At 57.8% G+C, this 19074-nt stretch carries 16 protein-coding genes; 11 read left to right on the top strand and 5 right to left on the bottom strand.

Annotated elements, in window-relative coordinates; all coding sequences use genetic code 11:
• Window positions 1-38: 38 nt before the first annotated feature.
• From WG907_RS14245 to WG907_RS14235, 3 genes are all read right to left on the bottom strand, one after another.
• Window positions 39-1364, bottom strand: coding sequence for an NtaA/DmoA family FMN-dependent monooxygenase (locus WG907_RS14245; RefSeq protein ID WP_340233793.1), 1326 nt, complete (start codon window positions 1362-1364; stop codon window positions 39-41).
• A 290-nt stretch (window positions 1365-1654) separates the two neighbouring features.
• Window positions 1655-2275, bottom strand: a complete 621-nt coding sequence (locus tag WG907_RS14240; RefSeq protein WP_340233792.1) for a TetR/AcrR family transcriptional regulator — start codon at window positions 2273-2275, stop codon at window positions 1655-1657.
• A gap of 67 nt (window positions 2276-2342) precedes the next feature.
• Window positions 2343-2693, bottom strand: coding sequence for a winged helix-turn-helix transcriptional regulator (locus tag WG907_RS14235; protein ID WP_340233939.1), 351 nt, complete (start codon window positions 2691-2693; stop codon window positions 2343-2345).
• A gap of 747 nt (window positions 2694-3440) precedes the next feature.
• Here WG907_RS14235 and WG907_RS14230 point away from each other — a divergent pair.
• Window positions 3441-5498 (top strand): TonB-dependent receptor, encoded by a 2058-nt coding sequence (locus tag WG907_RS14230; protein ID WP_340233791.1) that lies wholly within the window; start codon window positions 3441-3443, stop codon window positions 5496-5498.
• A 70-nt stretch (window positions 5499-5568) separates the two neighbouring features.
• Window positions 5569-6396, top strand: a complete 828-nt coding sequence (locus WG907_RS14225; RefSeq protein WP_340233790.1) for an alpha/beta fold hydrolase — start codon at window positions 5569-5571, stop codon at window positions 6394-6396.
• Between the two features lie 197 nt (window positions 6397-6593).
• On the opposite strand, the gene WG907_RS14220 is transcribed toward WG907_RS14225, so the two are convergent.
• Window positions 6594-6968: a winged helix-turn-helix transcriptional regulator gene (locus WG907_RS14220; protein WP_340233788.1), complete on the bottom strand. Its 375-nt coding sequence runs from the start codon at window positions 6966-6968 to the stop codon at window positions 6594-6596.
• A 110-nt stretch (window positions 6969-7078) separates the two neighbouring features.
• On the opposite strand from WG907_RS14220, the gene WG907_RS14215 reads away from it, so the two are divergent.
• The 5 genes from WG907_RS14215 (at window position 7079) to WG907_RS14195 (ending at window position 11640) form a co-directional block, all read left to right on the top strand.
• Window positions 7079-7831: an NADPH-dependent F420 reductase gene (locus tag WG907_RS14215; protein ID WP_340233786.1), complete on the top strand. Its 753-nt coding sequence runs from the start codon at window positions 7079-7081 to the stop codon at window positions 7829-7831.
• 169 nt (window positions 7832-8000) lie between these two features.
• Complete coding sequence (locus WG907_RS14210; protein WP_340233784.1) at window positions 8001-8882, top strand: TIGR03619 family F420-dependent LLM class oxidoreductase; 882 nt, start codon at window positions 8001-8003, stop codon at window positions 8880-8882.
• A gap of 88 nt (window positions 8883-8970) precedes the next feature.
• Window positions 8971-10128, top strand: a complete 1158-nt coding sequence (locus tag WG907_RS14205) for a sulfotransferase family protein (RefSeq protein ID WP_340233783.1) — start codon at window positions 8971-8973, stop codon at window positions 10126-10128.
• An 11-nt stretch (window positions 10129-10139) separates the two neighbouring features.
• Window positions 10140-10715, top strand: coding sequence for a nuclear transport factor 2 family protein (locus tag WG907_RS14200; protein WP_340233781.1), 576 nt, complete (start codon window positions 10140-10142; stop codon window positions 10713-10715).
• A 40-nt stretch (window positions 10716-10755) separates the two neighbouring features.
• Window positions 10756-11640: a TIGR03619 family F420-dependent LLM class oxidoreductase gene (locus tag WG907_RS14195; RefSeq protein ID WP_340233779.1), complete on the top strand. Its 885-nt coding sequence runs from the start codon at window positions 10756-10758 to the stop codon at window positions 11638-11640.
• Between the two features lie 74 nt (window positions 11641-11714).
• Here WG907_RS14195 and WG907_RS14190 read toward each other — a convergent pair whose 3' ends face one another.
• Window positions 11715-12359, bottom strand: a complete 645-nt coding sequence (locus WG907_RS14190; protein ID WP_340233777.1) for a TetR/AcrR family transcriptional regulator — start codon at window positions 12357-12359, stop codon at window positions 11715-11717.
• A gap of 311 nt (window positions 12360-12670) precedes the next feature.
• On the opposite strand from WG907_RS14190, the gene WG907_RS14185 reads away from it, so the two are divergent.
• The 4 genes from WG907_RS14185 (at window position 12671) to WG907_RS14170 (ending at window position 18821) form a co-directional block, all read left to right on the top strand.
• The gene (locus WG907_RS14185; protein ID WP_340233769.1) at window positions 12671-13891 is read left to right on the top strand and encodes an aromatic ring-hydroxylating oxygenase subunit alpha; all 1221 of its coding nucleotides are present in this window, start codon (window positions 12671-12673) and stop codon (window positions 13889-13891) included.
• Window positions 13892-14788: 897 nt separating this feature from the next.
• Window positions 14789-15592: an SDR family NAD(P)-dependent oxidoreductase gene (locus WG907_RS14180; RefSeq protein ID WP_340233775.1), complete on the top strand. Its 804-nt coding sequence runs from the start codon at window positions 14789-14791 to the stop codon at window positions 15590-15592.
• A gap of 515 nt (window positions 15593-16107) precedes the next feature.
• Window positions 16108-17454, top strand: coding sequence for a hypothetical protein (locus tag WG907_RS14175; protein WP_340233773.1), 1347 nt, complete (start codon window positions 16108-16110; stop codon window positions 17452-17454).
• Between the two features lie 179 nt (window positions 17455-17633).
• The gene (locus WG907_RS14170; RefSeq protein ID WP_340233771.1) at window positions 17634-18821 is read left to right on the top strand and encodes a sulfotransferase family protein; all 1188 of its coding nucleotides are present in this window, start codon (window positions 17634-17636) and stop codon (window positions 18819-18821) included.
• The last annotated feature ends 253 nt before the right edge of the window (window positions 18822-19074 follow it).

The raw sequence follows: 19074 nt of genomic DNA, 5'->3' as shown, positions 1-19074 counted from the left end.
GTCGCATGATTGCGCGTTGCGACCTTGCCGGCGGCCTTTCAGCGCATGAGTCGCGCATCGATACCATATTGTGGCGGCGAACCGAGATGGTCCCGCAAAGTGACGCCCGCATAGTCCCTGTGGAACAGTCCGCGATCCTGGAGGATCGGCACGACGCCATCGACGAAAGCGTCGATCCCGTCATCATATACGTCCGGCGATATCCAGAAGCCATCGGCCGCGCCGGCCTCGAACCAAGCCTGCATATGATCGGCGGCTTCGACGGCAGGCCCTGCGATGACGGGATGATAGTCGATCACGCCATGCGCGAGCACGTCGCTCAACGACCAGCCCTGGCGCGCGATCGTGAGGGCGTGCGCCGAGCGCGGGTCGCCCGGCGACGGTCGTGCGGACGCCAGTTGCTCCGCCGAAAGGGGTGTATCCAGCTGGCCCGGATCGAGACGGAGGCCGAGCATCTGGCCGAGATAAGCGATTCGCTGCGGAAAGAGACGCGCGTTCAGGGCGGTCCGGCGATCGAGGCCAGCGCGCCGGTCGGCGGTGATCGTCGTTATCAGGCCGGGGAAGAATTTTATCTCGTCGGGATCGCGGCCGACGCGCCGGGCGGCGTCCCGGAGGGCCATGCGCTGCGCGCGGGCATCGTCGATTGTGTATGTCGCGCCAATGACGCCGCTGGCGTAGCGCCCGGCTACCTCCAGCCCGTTGCCACCTCCCCCGGCCTGAAAAATCACCGGCTGGCCCTGTGGCGATGGTGGAAGCGGCAAGGGGCCGCTGGACCCGACGTGCCGGCCCCGCAGGTTGATGGGCCGGATCTTCGCTGAATCCGCGAACCGCCCGGACGCCTGATCATGTATCCAGGCGTCCTGCCCCCAACTTCCCCACAAAGCCTGCACGATCTGGATGAATTCGTGCAGTCGTTCATACCTCTCGGCCCGGGGCGGAACCTCGCGGCCATAGTTGGCGGCCGCGGCAGGATCGCTGGTAGGCACGGCATTCCATCCCGCGCGACCGTGGCTCATAATATCGAGAGCTTTGAACTGGCGGGCCAGATTATAGGGTTCATTGAACGTCGTGGAACCGGTGGCGACCATGCCGATCCGCTTGGTTTCGCGGGCGACCGCGGCGAGCACCATCATCGGATCGATAGTGATCATAGGGGCTTCGGTCTCGACATCGCCCATCAACGCCGGGAAATCGGGCACGAACAGGAACTGGAACTTGCCTCGTTCGGCCGCCTGTGCATGGCGCACCATTGCATCCACGCTGCTGTAGGCCGTGGGGGAAACGCCGGGCATCCGCCATGCGCCCGGCTGCGATCCATAGCCGTTTCCGAAATGCATTCCGATCATCATCTGTCTGTCAGTCATGTTCGCTCCGCCGGCCGGTGATGCGACCCTGTTGGACAGCACAGGTGCTCTTATGGAACCCATCCCTGCGTGGCGGTCAGGTACGAAGCTTGGTCCCGCTATTCAAGGGTCCAGGGAGCATCATGCTTCACTGGGAGGATCGCCCGCGCGCTGTGCCAGGACACGAGTTTTTGCGGGCTGCGTGCCGGTCGAGTCCTGCTCTGGCCCAGGCTTTCTTCACCTCATCGGAACGGCCGGAACGATCCTGTTGCAGCCAGCAAGCGTTTCGATGTCGACGGGCCGTTGTCCTGCTATTCTGGTGATTCTAGGCTGAATGCTGGATTGAGTCCGGCCTGAAGCAGCAGCTTGGCCGCATCGCGGTTCGCCCCGGCTATGATGGGATCGCGCATCGATTGCGCCAGCACGATGGAGCCCTGGATAAGCGACAGAATCTGCACTACCGCTTTTTTGGGTTCATTTAATGCCAAGGGCGCGATGAGCGATGCTACGAAGGCGCGCAGGCCCTCGAAATGCGCCGCTATAGTCATCTGTACTTCGGGGGAATTTCCCTCCGGACCGAATTCGGCCATGCCTTTCACGAACGGACAGCCCCGGAAGGAAGGTGCCTGAAACGATGCGTCCAGCGCGTCGAAAATGGCGAGGACGCGCTCCAGCGGCGACAGACCGGCTTTTCCTGTGGCGGTTCCGAGCATCTGCAACCACAAGATATTCTTGTGACGCAAATAGGTAGCAACAAGATTGGCCTTGGACGGAAAATGCTTGTAGAATGTCATCTTCGCCACGCCGCTCTCGGCGATGATGCGGTCGATACCCACTGTGTGGACGCTGAACCGATAAAACAGGTCCGACGCGGTTTTGACGATACGCTCGCGAGGGGCAAGACCGCTTAGCGGCTGACTTTCCAGATCCATAATCTCAAGCACAGCGCACTCCTAATCCTATATTTTGCTCTTGGCTTTTATATTGTGCGGCTTCCCGTCATCTGGCGATGACATCTGATGGGAAATCGCTCTGCTCGCCATCCATTCGCGCGCAGAACATACAGGTCTGTATATTTACTGCAACGTCAGAATGAAACGAACCACGCGGATTCACTTTCAGAAGTCCGCGCGAGTTTATTCGGCGGCCTGCAAATCTGGTATGGTTACGGCGCGGTAAAGTGCTGAGCGTTGCACCGGATAACGATCTGCTTCCCTGGGGATAGACCTTGCGGGCGACGATGCCGTCCTTTTCAAGCTGCTGGATCAGCATCTTCTGATTCACGCCCTCGATCCGCCGTTCGAGCTCGGCAAACCGGATCGACGCCTTGGCGACGAACAGCTGGCAGATGATGACGATTTTTCACTTGCCCTCCAGCAAGCGCAGCGCATCCTTCGTGGCGGCGGCCGAGACAAGTTGTCTTTTGGGATCGTCGCACGCCCAGTCCCGTGCCATTTACACTTACCTTTTAGACGGCTTCATACTTTTTGGTAGGCTATTGCCGATGAATACACTTAAGCCTAAACTCCGGTGTAACGAAACAGCTTGGGGAGAGGCATGGAATGAAGAACGGGGCAGCCCCCTTTTATGCGAACGTGCGCCGGGTGAGCGTCGCAAATTCCACTAGCGCCCAGCAGGTGCAGATTTTCGCTAACGGGATCGGCGCGACATCGGTCGATGCGAGAGACGCTGTTGCCAACGCATGCACGATGCCCTGACTCGCGCCAATTAGGCCGACGCGCCGAAAAAACGCAGCCGGCTCGTTTATCCAATGTAAAAAACTGATTCCATAGTCCGTTGCCAAGGCTGGTTCGGTTTAGTCGATCCGCATATTTGATTAGCGGAAGCAAATTAAAGGAGAGGATGTCATAGAAAAACTAAAGTTCTGACTTTCTAATGTTTAAAGAATAATAAAGGGAGAGTGCTATGATAAAGGTGAGAGATTTGAGGTCATCCTCGTTGATTTCGATTTGCCTGGCGATGACAGCTGGGCTTGTTGCGGAAACTGCCTACGCGCAATCTGCGGATAATAGCGCAAAGACTGATTTCGGCGATATTATCGTAACCGCTCAGAAGCGGGAACAAAGGCTTCAGGACGTGCCGGCGACGATCGCGGCCTTCTCGGAGGAAAGTTTGCAAACAAGGCAGATTCGCGGCCTCAACGATTTGACCACGCGCGTTCCTTCGCTGGTCATGGGCTATCAGTTCGGCAGCAACCAGATCACGCTGCGCGGCATCAGCACGGGTCTGACCAGTGGCTTCGAGGATGCGTCGGTCGCCGTGCACGTCAACGGCGTGTATCAGGCACGCGCGCGCAGCCTAGACCTGGCGCAGATGGATTTGGAGCGGATCGAGGTTCTGTCAGGCCCGCAGGGCACGCTTTATGGCCGCAACGCTACGGGCGGCGTCGTCAATTATGTCATGAGGGGTCCGTCGGACAAGATGGAGGCCGAATTCACCGGCAATGTAGGCAATCGCAACGCCTACGGCGTCCGCGGCTTCATTTCCGGGCCGATCAACGACAAGGTCGGCTTCCGGATCACCGGCCTGTGGGACAATAGTGACGGCGACGTCAAGAACCTGCTCGCCGGCGCGCCCGACAAGAATTTCGGCGGGCGTAAGGTCGCGGCCCTTCGCGGCGTGCTGGCCTTCAAGCCCACCGATACACTGAAGATCGACGTCGAGGGCACCTATGCCCGTACTCGCGCCTCCTATGCGCCGACGGCGCTTGCGCCATCGATCAATCCGGCGCGCAAAGCCTTTCTGGTGCCGCAGACCTATCGCCCTCACAAAGTCTATTCCGACCTGGATGCCGCAAACAATACGACTCAATATAGCGCAACCGGAACAATCACCTTGGATGTCAGCGATGACGTCCAGCTGAAATCCATTTCCGGATATCAAAAATATCGAAACTTCATGTCCGTCGACTATGACGCGAGCGGTGCCACGGCGAACCATATCCCGAGCGCAGGTCATTCCCGCACCTATTCGCAGGAATTCAACCTCAACACGGATATGATCGATGGGCGCCTGAAATCCATATTCGGCATGTTCTACTTCAACGACCGGTACACGCAGCAGACAAATGTTCGCAGCAGCCTGTTCGGCGGCAGCAATGTCGACGTGTATCAGGCGAATTTTTCGCAAAAGGCCACGTCGCTGGCGTTCTTCACCGACCATACTTTTTCCGTGACCGACAGATTCCGCCTGCTGGCCGGCATCCGTTTCAACAGTGACAAGAAGAAGGGCAACCTGACCGTCCGAGGTCAATGCGCCAACGTCGAGAGGGATCTCAAATTCGAGGCGTGGACGCCACGCGCCGGCGTGCAATTCGACTTCTCCGATCAGGTCAAGGCCTATGCGACCTATCAGAAGGGCTTCAAGTCCGGCGGCATCGGTTCGGGGACATGCGGCGATACGTTCAAGCCCGAAACGATCGAGGGTGGCGAGGCTGGCGTCAAGACGAGTCTGGCCGACAACCGTATCCACCTCAACCTCGCCGGCTTCTGGTATGACTATAAGAATATCCAGGTGCAAAAGACGCTGGGAACGGCGGGCGGCTTCGCGGTGCAAAATGCTGCAGCGGCCAAGATCAAGGGGATAGAGGCCAGTTTCGATGCGTCGATCACCGACCGTCTGAAGCTGGACGGGTCGGCAATGGTCGAAAGCGCCAAATATACCGACTATACCAACTGTAACCCGGGCGACTTTCTGGGATCCTGCACCCCCCGCAATCCCAACAACCCCCTCGCTCCCTTTGACCCGCGTCCGCAGACTGATCCTACGCGCAACCAGGATCTGACCGGCAACTGGCTGAACCGGGCGCCGCCATACAGCGTCAGCATTGGTCTTGAATATCGCATGGACGTTGCAGGCGGCGAACTGCTGTTGCGCGGCGAATCCTATTGGAGCGGCAAGCTCCGCTTTTCGGAGTTCAACGATCCTATCCTGACCCAGAAGGCCTATAATATCCAGAATGCCTATCTGACTTTCACGCCAGGCAATGAGAAGTTCGTCCTGCGCGCGTTCATCAAGAATATCGGCAACACCAATTACCGGACGTCCGGCTTCTTCGATGGATTTACGTTCCAGCGGGAAACCACATGGGGCGCCTGGCGGACCTTCGGCGGCGAGGCGACCGTCAGGTTCTAAGGTCGAATTAGCCTGAGTTCTCAACCCCATTCATGCTGGTTGTAATAGTAAGCGAGATGAAAGACAGATCATGCCTTATATAACTGTTAACAAGCTCAATTTCTATTACTGCGACGATGATTTCACGGACCCATGGCAGGAACCGGAAGTCGTTTTCATCCAGCATGGATGGGGCAGGAGTTCCAAATTTTTCTATCATTGGGTCCCTGGCCTTGCCCGCGACTATCGCGTGCTGCGCCGGGACATGCGCGGCCACGGCCAGTCCGATGACACGCCGGCGTCCGACTGGACGGTCGACAATCTGATCGAGGATATAAGAGGATTTCTCGATGAACTGGGCGTCGCGAAAGTCCATTATATCGGCGAGTCCGCCGGAGGCGTGCTCGGCGCCGCATTCGCCGTCAAATATCCCGAACGGGTTCGATCGCTTACATTGATGTCGACGCCGCTTTCGGACCCCACGCGCGGGTCGGACAAATATGGCTATGACGACCTCGCGGGGAAGATCGAAAGCACGCCGATCGACGAGTTCGTGGAGATGCTGGTCAAGGGCCGTGGCCTGGTGCCGGTGAGTCCAGAACACGGACAATGGATGGCCAGTGAGTGGCGCAAGAACCGTCCTGCGAGCCTCGCCGCGCTTGCGCGGCTCTTCCCGGATATAGACTTAGAGCCGGTCGTTCCCACGATCGCCGCGCCAACCCTGATCCTGGCGCCCGGCAACAGCCATACCGCGCCGCTGGAGCATCAGAAGCAGATGCACCAGCTGATCCCTGGTTCGAAGATGGAAATCATCGACGGGAGTGGGCACGAGCTTTATTTCGAGCGGTTCGACGAATGTTTTACAGCCTTTCGATCGTTCCTCGCATCGGTGGGAACTTCGGCCAACGAGCAGGCGTGAACCACGACTCCATGAGGTTTGGCCATCGTCATTCAGGACTGCGGGATCGGCGCGGTTTTCGGCGAACTGAACTTATCCAGTGATCCCGGCCATTTCCGAAGATCTCATGAATGAGGCGGATGATTACGATCCGGTTGTACCGCCGAGCCAGCCACGCACCATTCTTTCAGGGTCGCCTGCGCGAACCCTGATGCCGATCATGCAACGTGATCGAACGAACCCACCGCCTCGCGCAATTTGAAAGCCCACTCCGTAAGCTCGGCCATGGATGGGCCAAGGGCTTTACCCATCTCGGTCAGCGAATATTCCACCTTTGGCGGCACTTGAGGATATACCGTTCGAGCAATGATGCCATCCTTTTCAAGCTGCTTGAGCTGCTGAATGAGCATCTTCTGATTCACGCCTTCGATCCGCCGCTCCAACTCAGAAAACCGGATTGGCGCTTTGGCACCGAATAGCTGGCAAATGATAACGATCTTCCACTTCCCCTCCAGCAGCCGCATGGCATCCCTTGTAGCAGCTGCCCAGACGAGTTGCCGTTTAGGGTCGGTGCAATCCCATTCCCGGTCCATTCATACTTACCTTTTGGTGCGCTTCATACTTTTTGGTAGGCTATTGCCGGTGAATGCACTTAAGCCTAAACTCCGGTGTAAGGCAATGATGATCGGGTTGAGGATAGCGAATGAAAATCGGAATCGTCGGAATCGGTAGTATCGGCGGCACCCTGGCACGCAAACTTTCGGCGGCGGGGCACAGTGTTGCCATTGCCAATTCCAAAGACGCAAAAAGCGTGCAAGCCTTCGCCGACGAGATCGGCGCGACCGCGGCCGATGCGAAGGACGCCGTCGCCGGAGCCGACTTGATCATCCTGTCCATCCCGCTACCCGCCGTGTCCGATCTGCCTGAGGATCTTTTCGACGCCGTACCGCAGAATGTTCCTGTGATCGACACCGGCAACTATTATCCGGGCATGCGCGATCCGCAGATCGCCGAAATCGATGCGGGCGAGGTCGAAAGCCTCTGGGTCTCCCGACAGATCGGAAGGCCAGTGATCAAGGCGTTCAACAACATCCTGGCTTATTCCCTCGCGGAACTCGGCCAGGCAAGGGGCACGCCGGGGCGGCTGGCCATTGCCGTGGCAGGCGACGAGCCAGCACATAAGGCGCTCGTCAGCGACATCGTCGATTCCATCGGCTTTGAGCCGGTCGATGCCGGCACGCTTGCCGAATCGTGGCGCCAGCAGCCCGCCACCCCGGCCTATTGCTGCGATTACGATGCCGACACCATGCGCAAGGCGCTCACCCAGGCCCGGATCGGAGAGGCACCAAAAACGCGGGACCACCTCCTCACCCAATATGGAAGCCTCGATCACAGCCCCACACATGAGGATTTCATCAAGCTCAATCGATCCGCAAACCCTCTTGCGTCAATGTAGACATTCAAAACATCATCCAATTCAAGACTCGCTATGCGGAACGGCGCACTCCATTTATCGGGGCCGTCGATCAGCGGAAGGAGCAGGTCTGCAAGTAGTTGAACTAAGTAGACTATTAAATATCATTCGGACCGCAACAATATAACACAAGTCTTAAGAGGATCGGAAATTGCGTTTTAGCCTATCAGAGACGATGGGCCAGTATCAGGACTGGCTGGAGATGGCTGTCGCCGCCGAGGAAGCAGGCTTTGACGGCTTTTCCACGCCGGACAGCGTCTTCTACCCTGAGAAAACAGATTCGATCTATCCGTATAATGAAACCGATGCGATCCGGAAATATATAGAAAATACGGCCTTTATCGAGCCGATGGTCGCGTTTGCCTGGATGGCGGCGAGGACCAGCAAATTGCGGTTTTTCCCCAATGTAATGAAGTCGGCGTCGCGCGCACCGATACTGCTGGCCAAACAGATCTGCTCGCTTGCGGTCATATCGAACAATCGCTTCATCTACGGCGCCGGCATCGGCCCCTGGGAGGAGGACTTCTCCTATAACGGTCTGGACTGGAGCAAGCGCGGCGAGCTGCTGGACGAATCCATCGACATTCTCAAGGGGCTGATGACGGGCGATCTCTTTGCCTATGATGGCAAGCACAACAAGTTCGGGCCGATCAAGATCAATCCGGTGCCGACCCAGCCCGTGCCGATCGTCATTGGCGGTCATTCCAAACCTGCCCTGCGCCGGGCCGCGAAGGTGGGTGACGGCTGGACCGTGGTCAACATGGACTATGATCCGATGAAAGCCATGATCGCCGAACTGAACGAGCTTCGACGGTCCTATGGCACCGACGACCGGGATTTTCAGATCCACGCCAGGCAATATAATATGCGGACCGCCGAACAAGAGCGTCCCGACCTCGGTTCCTACCGAAAGTTCGAGGAGGTCGGCGTAACCGATTATTGCATCGTCCTGTTCCCGACGCCGGATGTCCCGCTGCAAAAGAAGCTGGATGAAATCAAGCGGTTCGGGGACGAGGTTATCTCGAAGCTCTGATGAGGCCGACCAACATCCGATTAAACAGATATCGTTATCAGCACGCCCTTTGCGGACCTATACTGCGGGCATCAAGGAGAGAATGGTGATGAAGGTGCTCGACGCACGGGAACTCTTGCAAGTGGCTCAGGATCGAACGGGCCTGTCCGACTTTGGACCCGATGATTTCCGCGAGGGTCTCGACATGCTCGTAAAGGGCATCAACGCCGATGTGGACGTTCGCCCCGACCGCGTGGTGCATCTGCGCGAAAATATCCTGCGCCTGCTCGTCAATCGCCTCTGGTTTCAAAAAGACCTGACCGACCATCCCGAGATTCTCGAAGAAGTCATCGACGGGCCGATCATCATCACGTCGCTGCCCCGCACCGGCAGCACGAAATTGCAGCGGTTGCTGGCCGCCTCGGGCGACTTCCAGCTCCTCGAATATTGGAAGGGCCATATGTTCGCCCGCATCCCCGGGGCGCCGGACGGCGGCCGCGAGCAGCGGATCGCCGAGACGCGCGCCTATGAAAAATGGCTGTATGAGGTGTCGCCGGACATGATCACCGGGCATCCCGTATTCACCGACGAGGCGGAGGAGGAAATGCAGCTTTTCGAATATGCTTTCCGAACGGCGGGATTCGCGGTTTTCGGCTCTCCCTCACATTTCATGTGGCTGTTGGGTGCCGACCTCGCGCCGGCTTACGACTATCTGAAAATGCAGTTGCAATATCTGCAATGGCAGAATCCGGACGATCGCAAGAAACCCTGGTTGCTCAAGACGCCGATCCATTTCGGAGTGGAAGCACAACTGAACCGAATCTTCGACAATCCCCGCTTCATCGTCACCCATCGCGATCCCACCAAATGCATTCCGTCGATCGCCGGCGTCAATCACAACTGGTATATGCTCTACGCCGATGTCGAGCCCGACCTCAACGGGGGCGAGGCGATGATCACCTATTTCGGCCAGTCCGCCGACGATCATCTGGCATGGCGCGACAATGATCCGGGCCTGCAAATCCTCGACATCGGCTTTTCCGACATCACCTCGAACGATGGCGAGGTCGTACGTCGTATCTACGACGCGTTCGGCCTGCCGCTGACGGAGAAAAGTCTGCAAGGCATGCGCGAATGGTCGGAGCGCAACCCACGCAACAAACATGGGGGCCATTCCTATTCAGCCGAAAAATTCGGCACGACCGATGAGGCGATCCGGGTGCGGTTCGCCGACTATGTCGACCGTTTCGCTCCACTGCTCGCGTGAGAGAAGGCTCCATGCGTGACATCGAACAGCGGCTGGCGGAAGTCGAAGCGCGCTTCGCGATTAGCGATATCGTGCATAAATTCTGCCGCGCCGCCGATCGCAGCGACCTGAACGCCATCCCGTCGCTGTTTCACGACGGGGCGGTGGACAATCATGTCTTTTACGAAGGTGATGTGGCGGGGCTGGTCGAATGGATGCGCGAGCGGCATCGCAACATCCTGAACGCTGCCCACAATGTCAGCAATATCCTGATCGAGTTCGCCGGGGCGGACCGCGCGCTGGTGGAATCGCGGGTGACGGTCTGCATTCGCTATTCGGCGGCGGGGGCGGCGGCGTTCGCCAAGGCGGCCGGTATCGCGATCGTGGACGGCCGGCCGGTCGATGTGCTGTCGTTCGGGCGCTATGTCGATATATTCGAGCGGCGCGACGGCGTCTGGAAAATCGCCTCGCGCACGGCGGTGCCCGACCAGCACATCGCCTTCGAAGTGCCCGAAGGCGACGACCTGGAGTCCCCGACCCTCGTCAAGCCGCGCCGGGACCAGGATGATATCGTTTTCCGCCTGCGCCGCGAAATGGGCTTGTCCTGACCCGGCGGCAAAGCACCCCTAGGATTTAACGGAGATATATATGAGCAGTAACGGTCCCGATTTCGGCATTGCCACCGCCTGTACCAAGGATACCATCGCGCCATCGGCTCTGGGCCAGTGGGCCGAAGCCAACGGCTTTGAGTCGCTCTGGTTCGGCGAACATTCCCACATTCCCGTCGGACTGAAATCCGAGCGTCGCACCTACAAGGAGGTGCCGGAAAGCTTCAAGGAGATGTACGATCCGCTGCTTTCGCACATGGCCGTGGCGGCGGTCACGAAGACACTGAAGCTGGGCACCTCGATCTCGATCATCACCGAGCATCACCCGATCAGTCTGGCGACCAGGATCGCAACGCTCGATCATTTTTCGGGCGGTCGCTTCATTCTCGGCGCGGGCGCCGGCTGGAGCGCGGAAGAAATGGCCGACTATGGCATTGCGTTCGAAGACCGCTGGAAGTGGGTGCGCGAATGCGTTCTGGCGATGCGCCAGATCTGGGGCAATGAGATCGCCGAATTCGCCGGCGACATGGTCAAGTTCCCGCCGATGTGGTGCGGGCCCAAGCCGGTGAAGGGTGGCAAGCTGCCGGTGCTGATCGGCGCCTACACCAAATTCGCCTTCCCCCGCATTGCCGAATATGGCGACGGGTGGATCCCGGTCGACCAGAATGACGCCATGCCGGCCGCCGTGGCCGATCTGCGCGCCTATATGGAAAGCAAGGGCCGGTCCTTCGAAGAGTTGGACCATACGGTCATCACCCATCATCTGGGCATGTTCGAAGGCAATCCCGATCGCCTCAAAAAGAGAGTCGAGGAACTGCACGCGCTGGGCTTCAATCGTGTGCTCCTGCAGCTTCCCTCAGTGGCTGCCGACGACCAGTGGCGGACGCTGGAAAGCCTGCACAAGGTGGCGCAGGCGTTCGCCTGAGAGCTGGCGACGGGACGGGACTCAAACTCGCGAGTGCCCGTCAAAGGCCGCCCGAGCCTTGAGTCCCGTTGCGGCTATACGGCCCTGATTTTGCGCGCGACTTCAGATTGTGAATCCGCCGACAACACGGTACGGAAGACGAACTCAACCGCAGTTGCGAGGCTTCCGTTGCCGGCGTCCGAATGCACGGTTGCCTTAAGGCCAAGGCCATGCATTGATATCAGAAGCATTTCAACACGCATGTCGACTTCTTCCCGATCAAACCCTTTCAGCACGGGCTCTATGACCTTGCGAATTGTGTCGCGGAAATAGCTGGCGGCCTTCACAGCCATCTCCTTGACTATCGGATTACGCGCCGCTTCGGCCTGAACTTCTAGCCAGAGGGCGGTGCGATCGCTATCAAGAATCGCAGGAAGCTCGCTCACAAATGAATCGACAAGGGCGTCGACGCTCCGGCTGTCCGACTGGCCCAATTGGCTTATGAGCAACATGAACTCGTGCATGTCATGCTCTATAAGCGCGATCATGATCGCCTCTTTATTCTCATAATATTTATAGATGTGGCCTTTGCTCATCGCTGCAGCGGCAGCGATGCGACTGATGGTCGCGGCGTGAAAGCCCTCATCGCGAACGCATGCCCGGGCCGCGTCGCGAATTTGAGTTTGCCGCTGCTTAATGCGTTCGTCTCGTCTCGAGATCGCTGCTGCCGTCTTAGTCATCCACCTCCTTTGTGCCGCCCGCGGCGACAGCCCCTGCCTGATCCGATGTTTATAACGCCAAGTCGGAAAACCGCTAACATAGTTTTTATCGAGCCAAATGCCGTGCCCGTCCAAGCCGATCAGGACATTATTCCTGGGTCAGGATTGCATCCCAGCAAAGGCAACAATATAAAATAATGGCCGATCGTTCTAGAAAATGTTGACTTGGGTCCTGGGGTCATGCGAGGTTGTGTTGGATAATGGGAGATCGACTCGCGCGTGGTCATGCGGGGATCGTTTGGGACATAAGGTTTCATAGGAGCGGTGTTGGGATGATAGGCTTCGAGCATTCCGAAATGCGTGGTCTTTACGACGAGCTCATCGAGCTGGTCGCGGAAAAGAGGCCGACGCTCGCGCCCGATATCTGCAAGGTTCCGGTGAGCGAATATACCGATCGCGATCGTTGGGAGCGGGAGGTTCAGCTGCTGCGGACGACGCCGATGGTGCTGGCATTGTCGAGCGAACTGCCCGAGCCTGGCAGCTACTGGTCGCTGACGCGGCTTGGCGTGCCGCTGCTTCTGGTGCGTCAGAAAACCGGCGAGGCTCGGCTGTTCATCAACGCCTGCCGTCACCGCGGTGCCAAGGTGGTCGAGGAAGGGCAGGGCAATAAGCCGCGCTTCACCTGCGTCTATCATGCCTGGACCTATGGGCAGGACGGACGGCTGCTGGCGCTGCCTGAAAATGCTATCTTCGGAAACGTCGACAAGGCCGATTACGGCCTGACCGAACTGGCGCTCGAAGAGCGCCATGGCCTGATCTGGGCGATCCTGACCCCGGATCTGCCGCTTGATCTCGATGCGTTTCTCGGACCCGAAATGTCGGCCTTGTTGCCCAAGTTCGGCCTTGAACGCTTCAAGGTGGTGAATTTGAAGGAAGTGCCAGCCGCGAACTGGAAACTCGCTTATGAAGGCTATGTCGAAACCTACCATTTCCCCAGCCTCCATGCGCAGAGTTTTGGCAGTTTCGTCATTCCCGGCGTGATCAAGATCGAGGACAAGGGTATCCATGGTGAAATTATTTCACCGGTTTTGGGTATTCAGGAGGAATGCGATCCATCGTCGATCGACGATCTCAAGCGCTTTGTGCAGCGCGGCTTCACGCTTTTTCCGTCCACCTTCTACACCTGTGCCAGCACCAACGCCTTTGCCGGTGAGGAAGAGCGCGAGGGGCCTCCGCTCGAACGCATGTTCATGAACCAGATCCTGCCGGGCAATAATCCCGGGGAGTCGGTGACGATATCGCGAACGGTGGTAAGCGGCGAATTCGAGGGCACGCCGATGGAGAAGGAGGTTCGTGACTGGGCCAGCCTTACCCATCAGGTCGTCATGGACGAAGACTGCCCGGTGGTGAACAGTATCCAGGAGACGGTTCATTCGGGCGCGCAGGAATATTTCACCTTCGGCCGCAACGAGAGCGCCATTCACCACTTCCACCGAAGGTTGCATAGCGCTCTGGGCGACAAACCCCTGGATGAACAGCGCAAGAATCAGTGACAATACGCAGGCTGTCCAACAGGTCTGTCGCTGCCAGGCGGGCGGGGGCGTGTTGACCGGCTTTGCCGGCGGATCTGCCTCAGTCCCCGCCGATGGGTCTGCGCCGGAAGTGAGCGAAGCGGTGCGCTTGTCGCGCACCGGCGACCCTATGAAACCTGGCAGAGCGGAATAGTTACGCCATGCCGGTAGAACTAAAGCCCCCCTTGTCTTCATTACGAAGCCGGAACGTTCGGAGAAGTTGAGGCCATCCGTTCGAGGAAGGCTCTGAATTTAACAGAGCGACCCTTGGGCTGACGCGCATAATGCACCCGCAAAGTCTGGATTAATACGGCCTGGACTGGCCGTTCGTGTCGGCTTGCGGCATCGCCATGTCCTCAAACAGGCTGTCTTGGATTTGGAATTTCACCGTTTTGGATACCCATATCGTAAGTCAGCATCACCCGACCGGCATTAAAAAAAGGACGATCGTTCTATTGACAGCTTCCGCCTTCCTGTGGATAGTGCGGCGCAAAGAAGCCAGCGAGGAAGCGGCTCAAGAAGTCAATGGACTGGAGAGTGAGTATAGCTTTCAGAGCTGCAGAAAAAATTGAATATATTCTCCGCGTGTTGGGTCGCGTGTCCAATCCCCCTGCTGAGAAGTGGAGGGAGCGTTCATGCTTTTGCCATATATCCAACAACCCGAATGAAATGCTCATTTCGCGCGAACTGGCAAAGGCTAATCTTGTCCGAAGTTGCCGGTCGGTACTTCATGCAGGCGAGAAGCGGGTATAGACCTGATGAATGATGAAATGATCCACGCGCGGCATCGGATGAACGCAGCGTGCGAAATGTGAACGCGAATTTCTTCGGCGCGTCAAACCGGCCGATAGTTATAAAGATGGATGGGAAGGGCGCATTATGCTATCATTCAAGGATAAGAATACGGTTGTTCTTGGTGCCTCCGCACGTGGCGGCACGGGTTGGGAAACCGCCAAGCTGCTCGCGGAGGAGGGTGCCCGCATAACGGTCGGCGCGCGGAACATGGCCGGTCTCCAGGAGCTCGCCGATCTTACCGGTGCCCTTCCAGTGCGCTGCGATGCCGCGATCGAGGCGGAGGTGGAGGCGATGGCCGAGGCGGCTTTCGCTGCCTATGGTCCTATCGACATCGCCATTATAGCCGCAGGGGTGCCCTTCGTCGGCATGATCGACGCCATCGACCCGGAGGAGGTGCGAAGGGCATTCGACATCAACTATTTTGGTCCATTCTTCTTTATCAAGCATATGGCGCGGCGCATGCGCGACGGCGGCGCGATGGTGGTGATCACGTCGACTGCGGCTTCGATGCCGGTCCCGGGCTATAGCAGCTATGGTTGCGCCAAGGCCGCAGCCCAGGTGCTGGTCGAACATGCCGCTCTCGAATATGCGCCGCGAAACATCCGGATAAATGCGGTGGAAGCGGGGCTCATCGACACGCCCATGTCGGCGATTTTGTTAGAGCATGAAGTGGCGAGAAAGGTTCTTTTGAAGGAAATCCCGCTCGGTCGGCCGGTGAAGGCGAGGCAGGTTGGCGCGGCCTGCTTGTGGCTGTGCCATCCTGATGCAGCGGTGACCGGCGATACCCTGAACGTCGATAACGGCAATCATCTGCGTCGTAACGTGCAGCCGGAAGAATTACCTTACGATGTCATGGCCGCGAACGCCGACGCTTCGTCTCAAAAATAATCGATCATGGCTGGCAGGGATCGGGGTACGCCCAAGGCAGGCCGGCCATTTCTGGATTAACGGGCGTCTAGGCCCTTCATGTAGAAGGCGTCGAAACGGTAGTTCCTGACCGGTGCGGGACATATCGAAGGCAAGACGATTGACGTCGTTCAGCCCTTTCCTCGCTCCAGGGTCCTGCTGGCCGGCTGTGACGCCTTATTCGTCCGAACCCTTGGGCGGCGCGGTGAAGGCCGAGTAACAGGCGGCATAGTGGACAGGCGTCGATGGTCCACACAGGGGGAGATGGGGTGCTTTCGCGACATGTCGCAGTCCTTCCGCAGCGGCGCCGACCATAGTGGAAGCCGGAAGGCTTTCGCCAGAATGTGGCACTATCGCTTCGACATGCGGGGCGGTAATCTGCCTCTAGCGAGGCGCGAAACTAAAGTTTGGTGATCGGGATACATTCAGTTCGACTTCTTACTTGATCGCTCACGCGATTTGGTGGTGTCTGTTCAAAAACTACTGGAGAATATCGTATGAACGAGATCGACGATGTGCGCGGCGTAGACCAAAAGGCTCAAAATACGCCTTCGGCCGCAGAATCCGTTCACGCTTTGGCGACTGCGCAACAGTATGAACTTGAAGCGACGGCGATGGCAATTCTCAAGACAAGCGAAATGCAAAAGGCGATGGAGGAAGCGCGCCAGCTGCTGAGTAAATTGTCATGGGCCCGTTCGGAGACTGCCCAACAGACTTTTGAACAAGTGGTTTCTGAATGTGCCGGCTATGCTCTTCTTTCCGCCGCGAACAGGGATCCCCAGAACCCCGGCCTGGTCTGGCTCCAGACTCCTCGAAAAGAATGGCTGGGGCATGCGGTAACCGGGTCACGTTTCTGTTTCGATAATCCCGACAATATCTATCGTTACGCCTTTATTGACGATGCATCTACCTATGTTCTGGATTCCAGACCTGCAGGGCCTACGGGCAGATTCAGCGTGGCCATCTATGTCGCGTTGACGGGGGCTGAGGTGGAAAGCTGGGAGGCGTGGGAGCGAACCGCCGATGCAGCGGATGAGGAACGCATGATCGTGGATAGCGAAGGCGCGTCCCGCATCACGATCGGACCCGAAGACCCCAGGGACGGTAGCCTTCACCTGAAGTCGAAGGGGGGAACTTTCGTCATCGTTCGGGAGGCGTTGAACGACTGGCATACGCAGCGGCCCCGCGCCATGTCCTTCCGCAAGGTCGCCGGCCCACAAACCCTTGCGCTGACCTTCGACGACCGTGTCGCCATAGCCGCACGCTATATGATGTTCGGAGCGCAAACGATCGCTCAGTTCGAGGGTTTACACGCATCGATCCCGCTCAATGATTTCGGGGCTCCGCTCCAGCGCGGCCATTCAACGAAACCATCGATGATTACGCAAGGCCGGTATCATCTTGCGGATGACGAGGCGCTGATTATGAACTTCCTTCCGCAGGCCGCGGAATATATGAGTTTGAGCGTAACGTCTCCCTGGCTGATCTCTCGCAATGCCGTCAGCAAGTCGGGCAGCCGGACGGGTTGCCAGTCGCATCAGAATGCCGATGGCACTTACACCTACGTCTTGAGCCACCGTGATCCGGGCGTGGCGAACTGGATGGATACCGACGGCCTGCTGGAGGGCTGCATAGCTATGCGCTGGGAAGGCATGCATGCACCGGCGGCAGATCCCAATGACGCTATATCAGGGGTCAGGGTCGTCAAGCTCGATGCCGTCCGGTCCGCGCTGCCCGCCGATTTCCCCTCTGTAGGGCCGGCGGAGCGAGCGACCGAACTGGCAGGCCGACAAGCGGACTATGAGTCGCGCTGCGGCGTGGATTGCAGGTTCATCGAAGGCTGAGGACAACCGGCAGACGTTCAGGCTTCGGTTCGCCGTCGAAGCCGGAACGTCCAGATCGGCCAGATAGAGCAGTCCCGGCATCGGCATGATCTCTCGCTGGAACAGATTACCCATTCCCGCATAATTTTCGCATCGCCCTTAGTCGTACGCGGCAAGTATCAAGGTTAGAGGAGCCTTTAATGGACACGGTTGAGTCGACAACAAAACTGTCTACGGACAAACTGCTCGCCGCGGCCTATGCCGAGACCGGGCTGAACGATTTCGGCGACTTCGATCCCCGCGAAGGATTGGCCCGATTTGTTCAGGATATTAACGATAACGTCCTGTTGAACGAGGCCGGTCGGGCAAGCATATCCGGGATCATGAACCGTTGGCTGGTCAACGGGCTGCGTTTCGCCCACGACCTTAAGAAGCACCCGGAAATTCTCGACGAACAAGTCGATGATCCGCTCTTCATTTTGGGCATGACGCGCGTCGGCTCGACGAAGTTGCAGCGTCTGCTCGCAGCCGACCCGGACACGTTGAGCATCCGGCATTGGGAATCGATGAATCCTTCTCGCATCCCGAATGCGGTAGCGGGTGAAGAAGATCCCCGCATCGGTATCGATCGTGAGATAGTCGAGGCCATGATCAAGAATAATCTCGGCCTGATGCAGTCCCATTCGGTGAAGATCGACGATGCCGAGGAAGATATTTTCGTGCAATTGCCGACCTTCAAGACGGTAGGCCACTGCTGGGTGGTGCCCGTTCCCAATTATTATGATTGGGTAAGATCTGAATCGCTGCACGAATCCTATGTATTCCTCAAGCAGATGCTGCAATATCTGCAGTGGCAGCAAGGCGGGCGCCAAAGCGAGAATGGCGACAGGCGCTGGATATTGAAGACGCCGCCGCATATCGGGAATATGGATCTGTTGGCGGATCTGTTTCCCAATGCCAAATATGTCTTCATGCACCGGGATATCCACGAAGTCATTGCATCGACGTGCCGCCTGATTGAAATGCTGTTCCGGACGTGCATGGATGTGGTCGATATGCACGCGGTTGGTGACTATGTGCTTCGGCTGTGGTCGGAAGAAATGGACCGCCATTTGCGGCAGCTCGACGCTCTGGGTTCGCAGATCGATCTCATCGATGTCCAGTATGACCGTCTCCGGAAAGACACGTTCGGCGTGGTGCGCGACGTCTATACAATGATGGGCCGTGATCTGACGCCGCGCCGCGAAGAAGCGATGCGTCTGTGGGAGGAGAATGACTCCCATGGCGAATTTGGCAGCTATAGCTATAGCCTGGAGCAATATGGCTTGACACCCGAGAAGGTCGACGCGGCCTTCGCGGAATATAACCGCCGATACTTCCAGAAATAATGACCGCCATGCTCGGGTGGTAATCGGGGCGGCCATAGGGCTTTAAAAATCGGAAAAGATGGTCGCTCGGAACGGCAAGGCAATTGTCGATCACCAGCCTCGAGACGCAAAAATTTCGAGAAAAAAGGGCGATCGTTCTCATTTCGTTTGACTTGGGTCCTGGGGTTGTGCGAGGTTGTGTTGGATAATGGGAGATCGACTCGCGCGTGGTCATGCGGGGATCGTTTGGGACATAAGGTTTCATAGGAGCGGT

The organism is Sphingobium fluminis (assembly GCF_037723805.1).
Taxonomy (GTDB): Bacteria; Pseudomonadota; Alphaproteobacteria; order Sphingomonadales; family Sphingomonadaceae; genus Sphingobium.
Note: the sequence above shows the minus strand (reverse complement) of the source record. Positions and strands in the feature narration are given on the sequence as shown.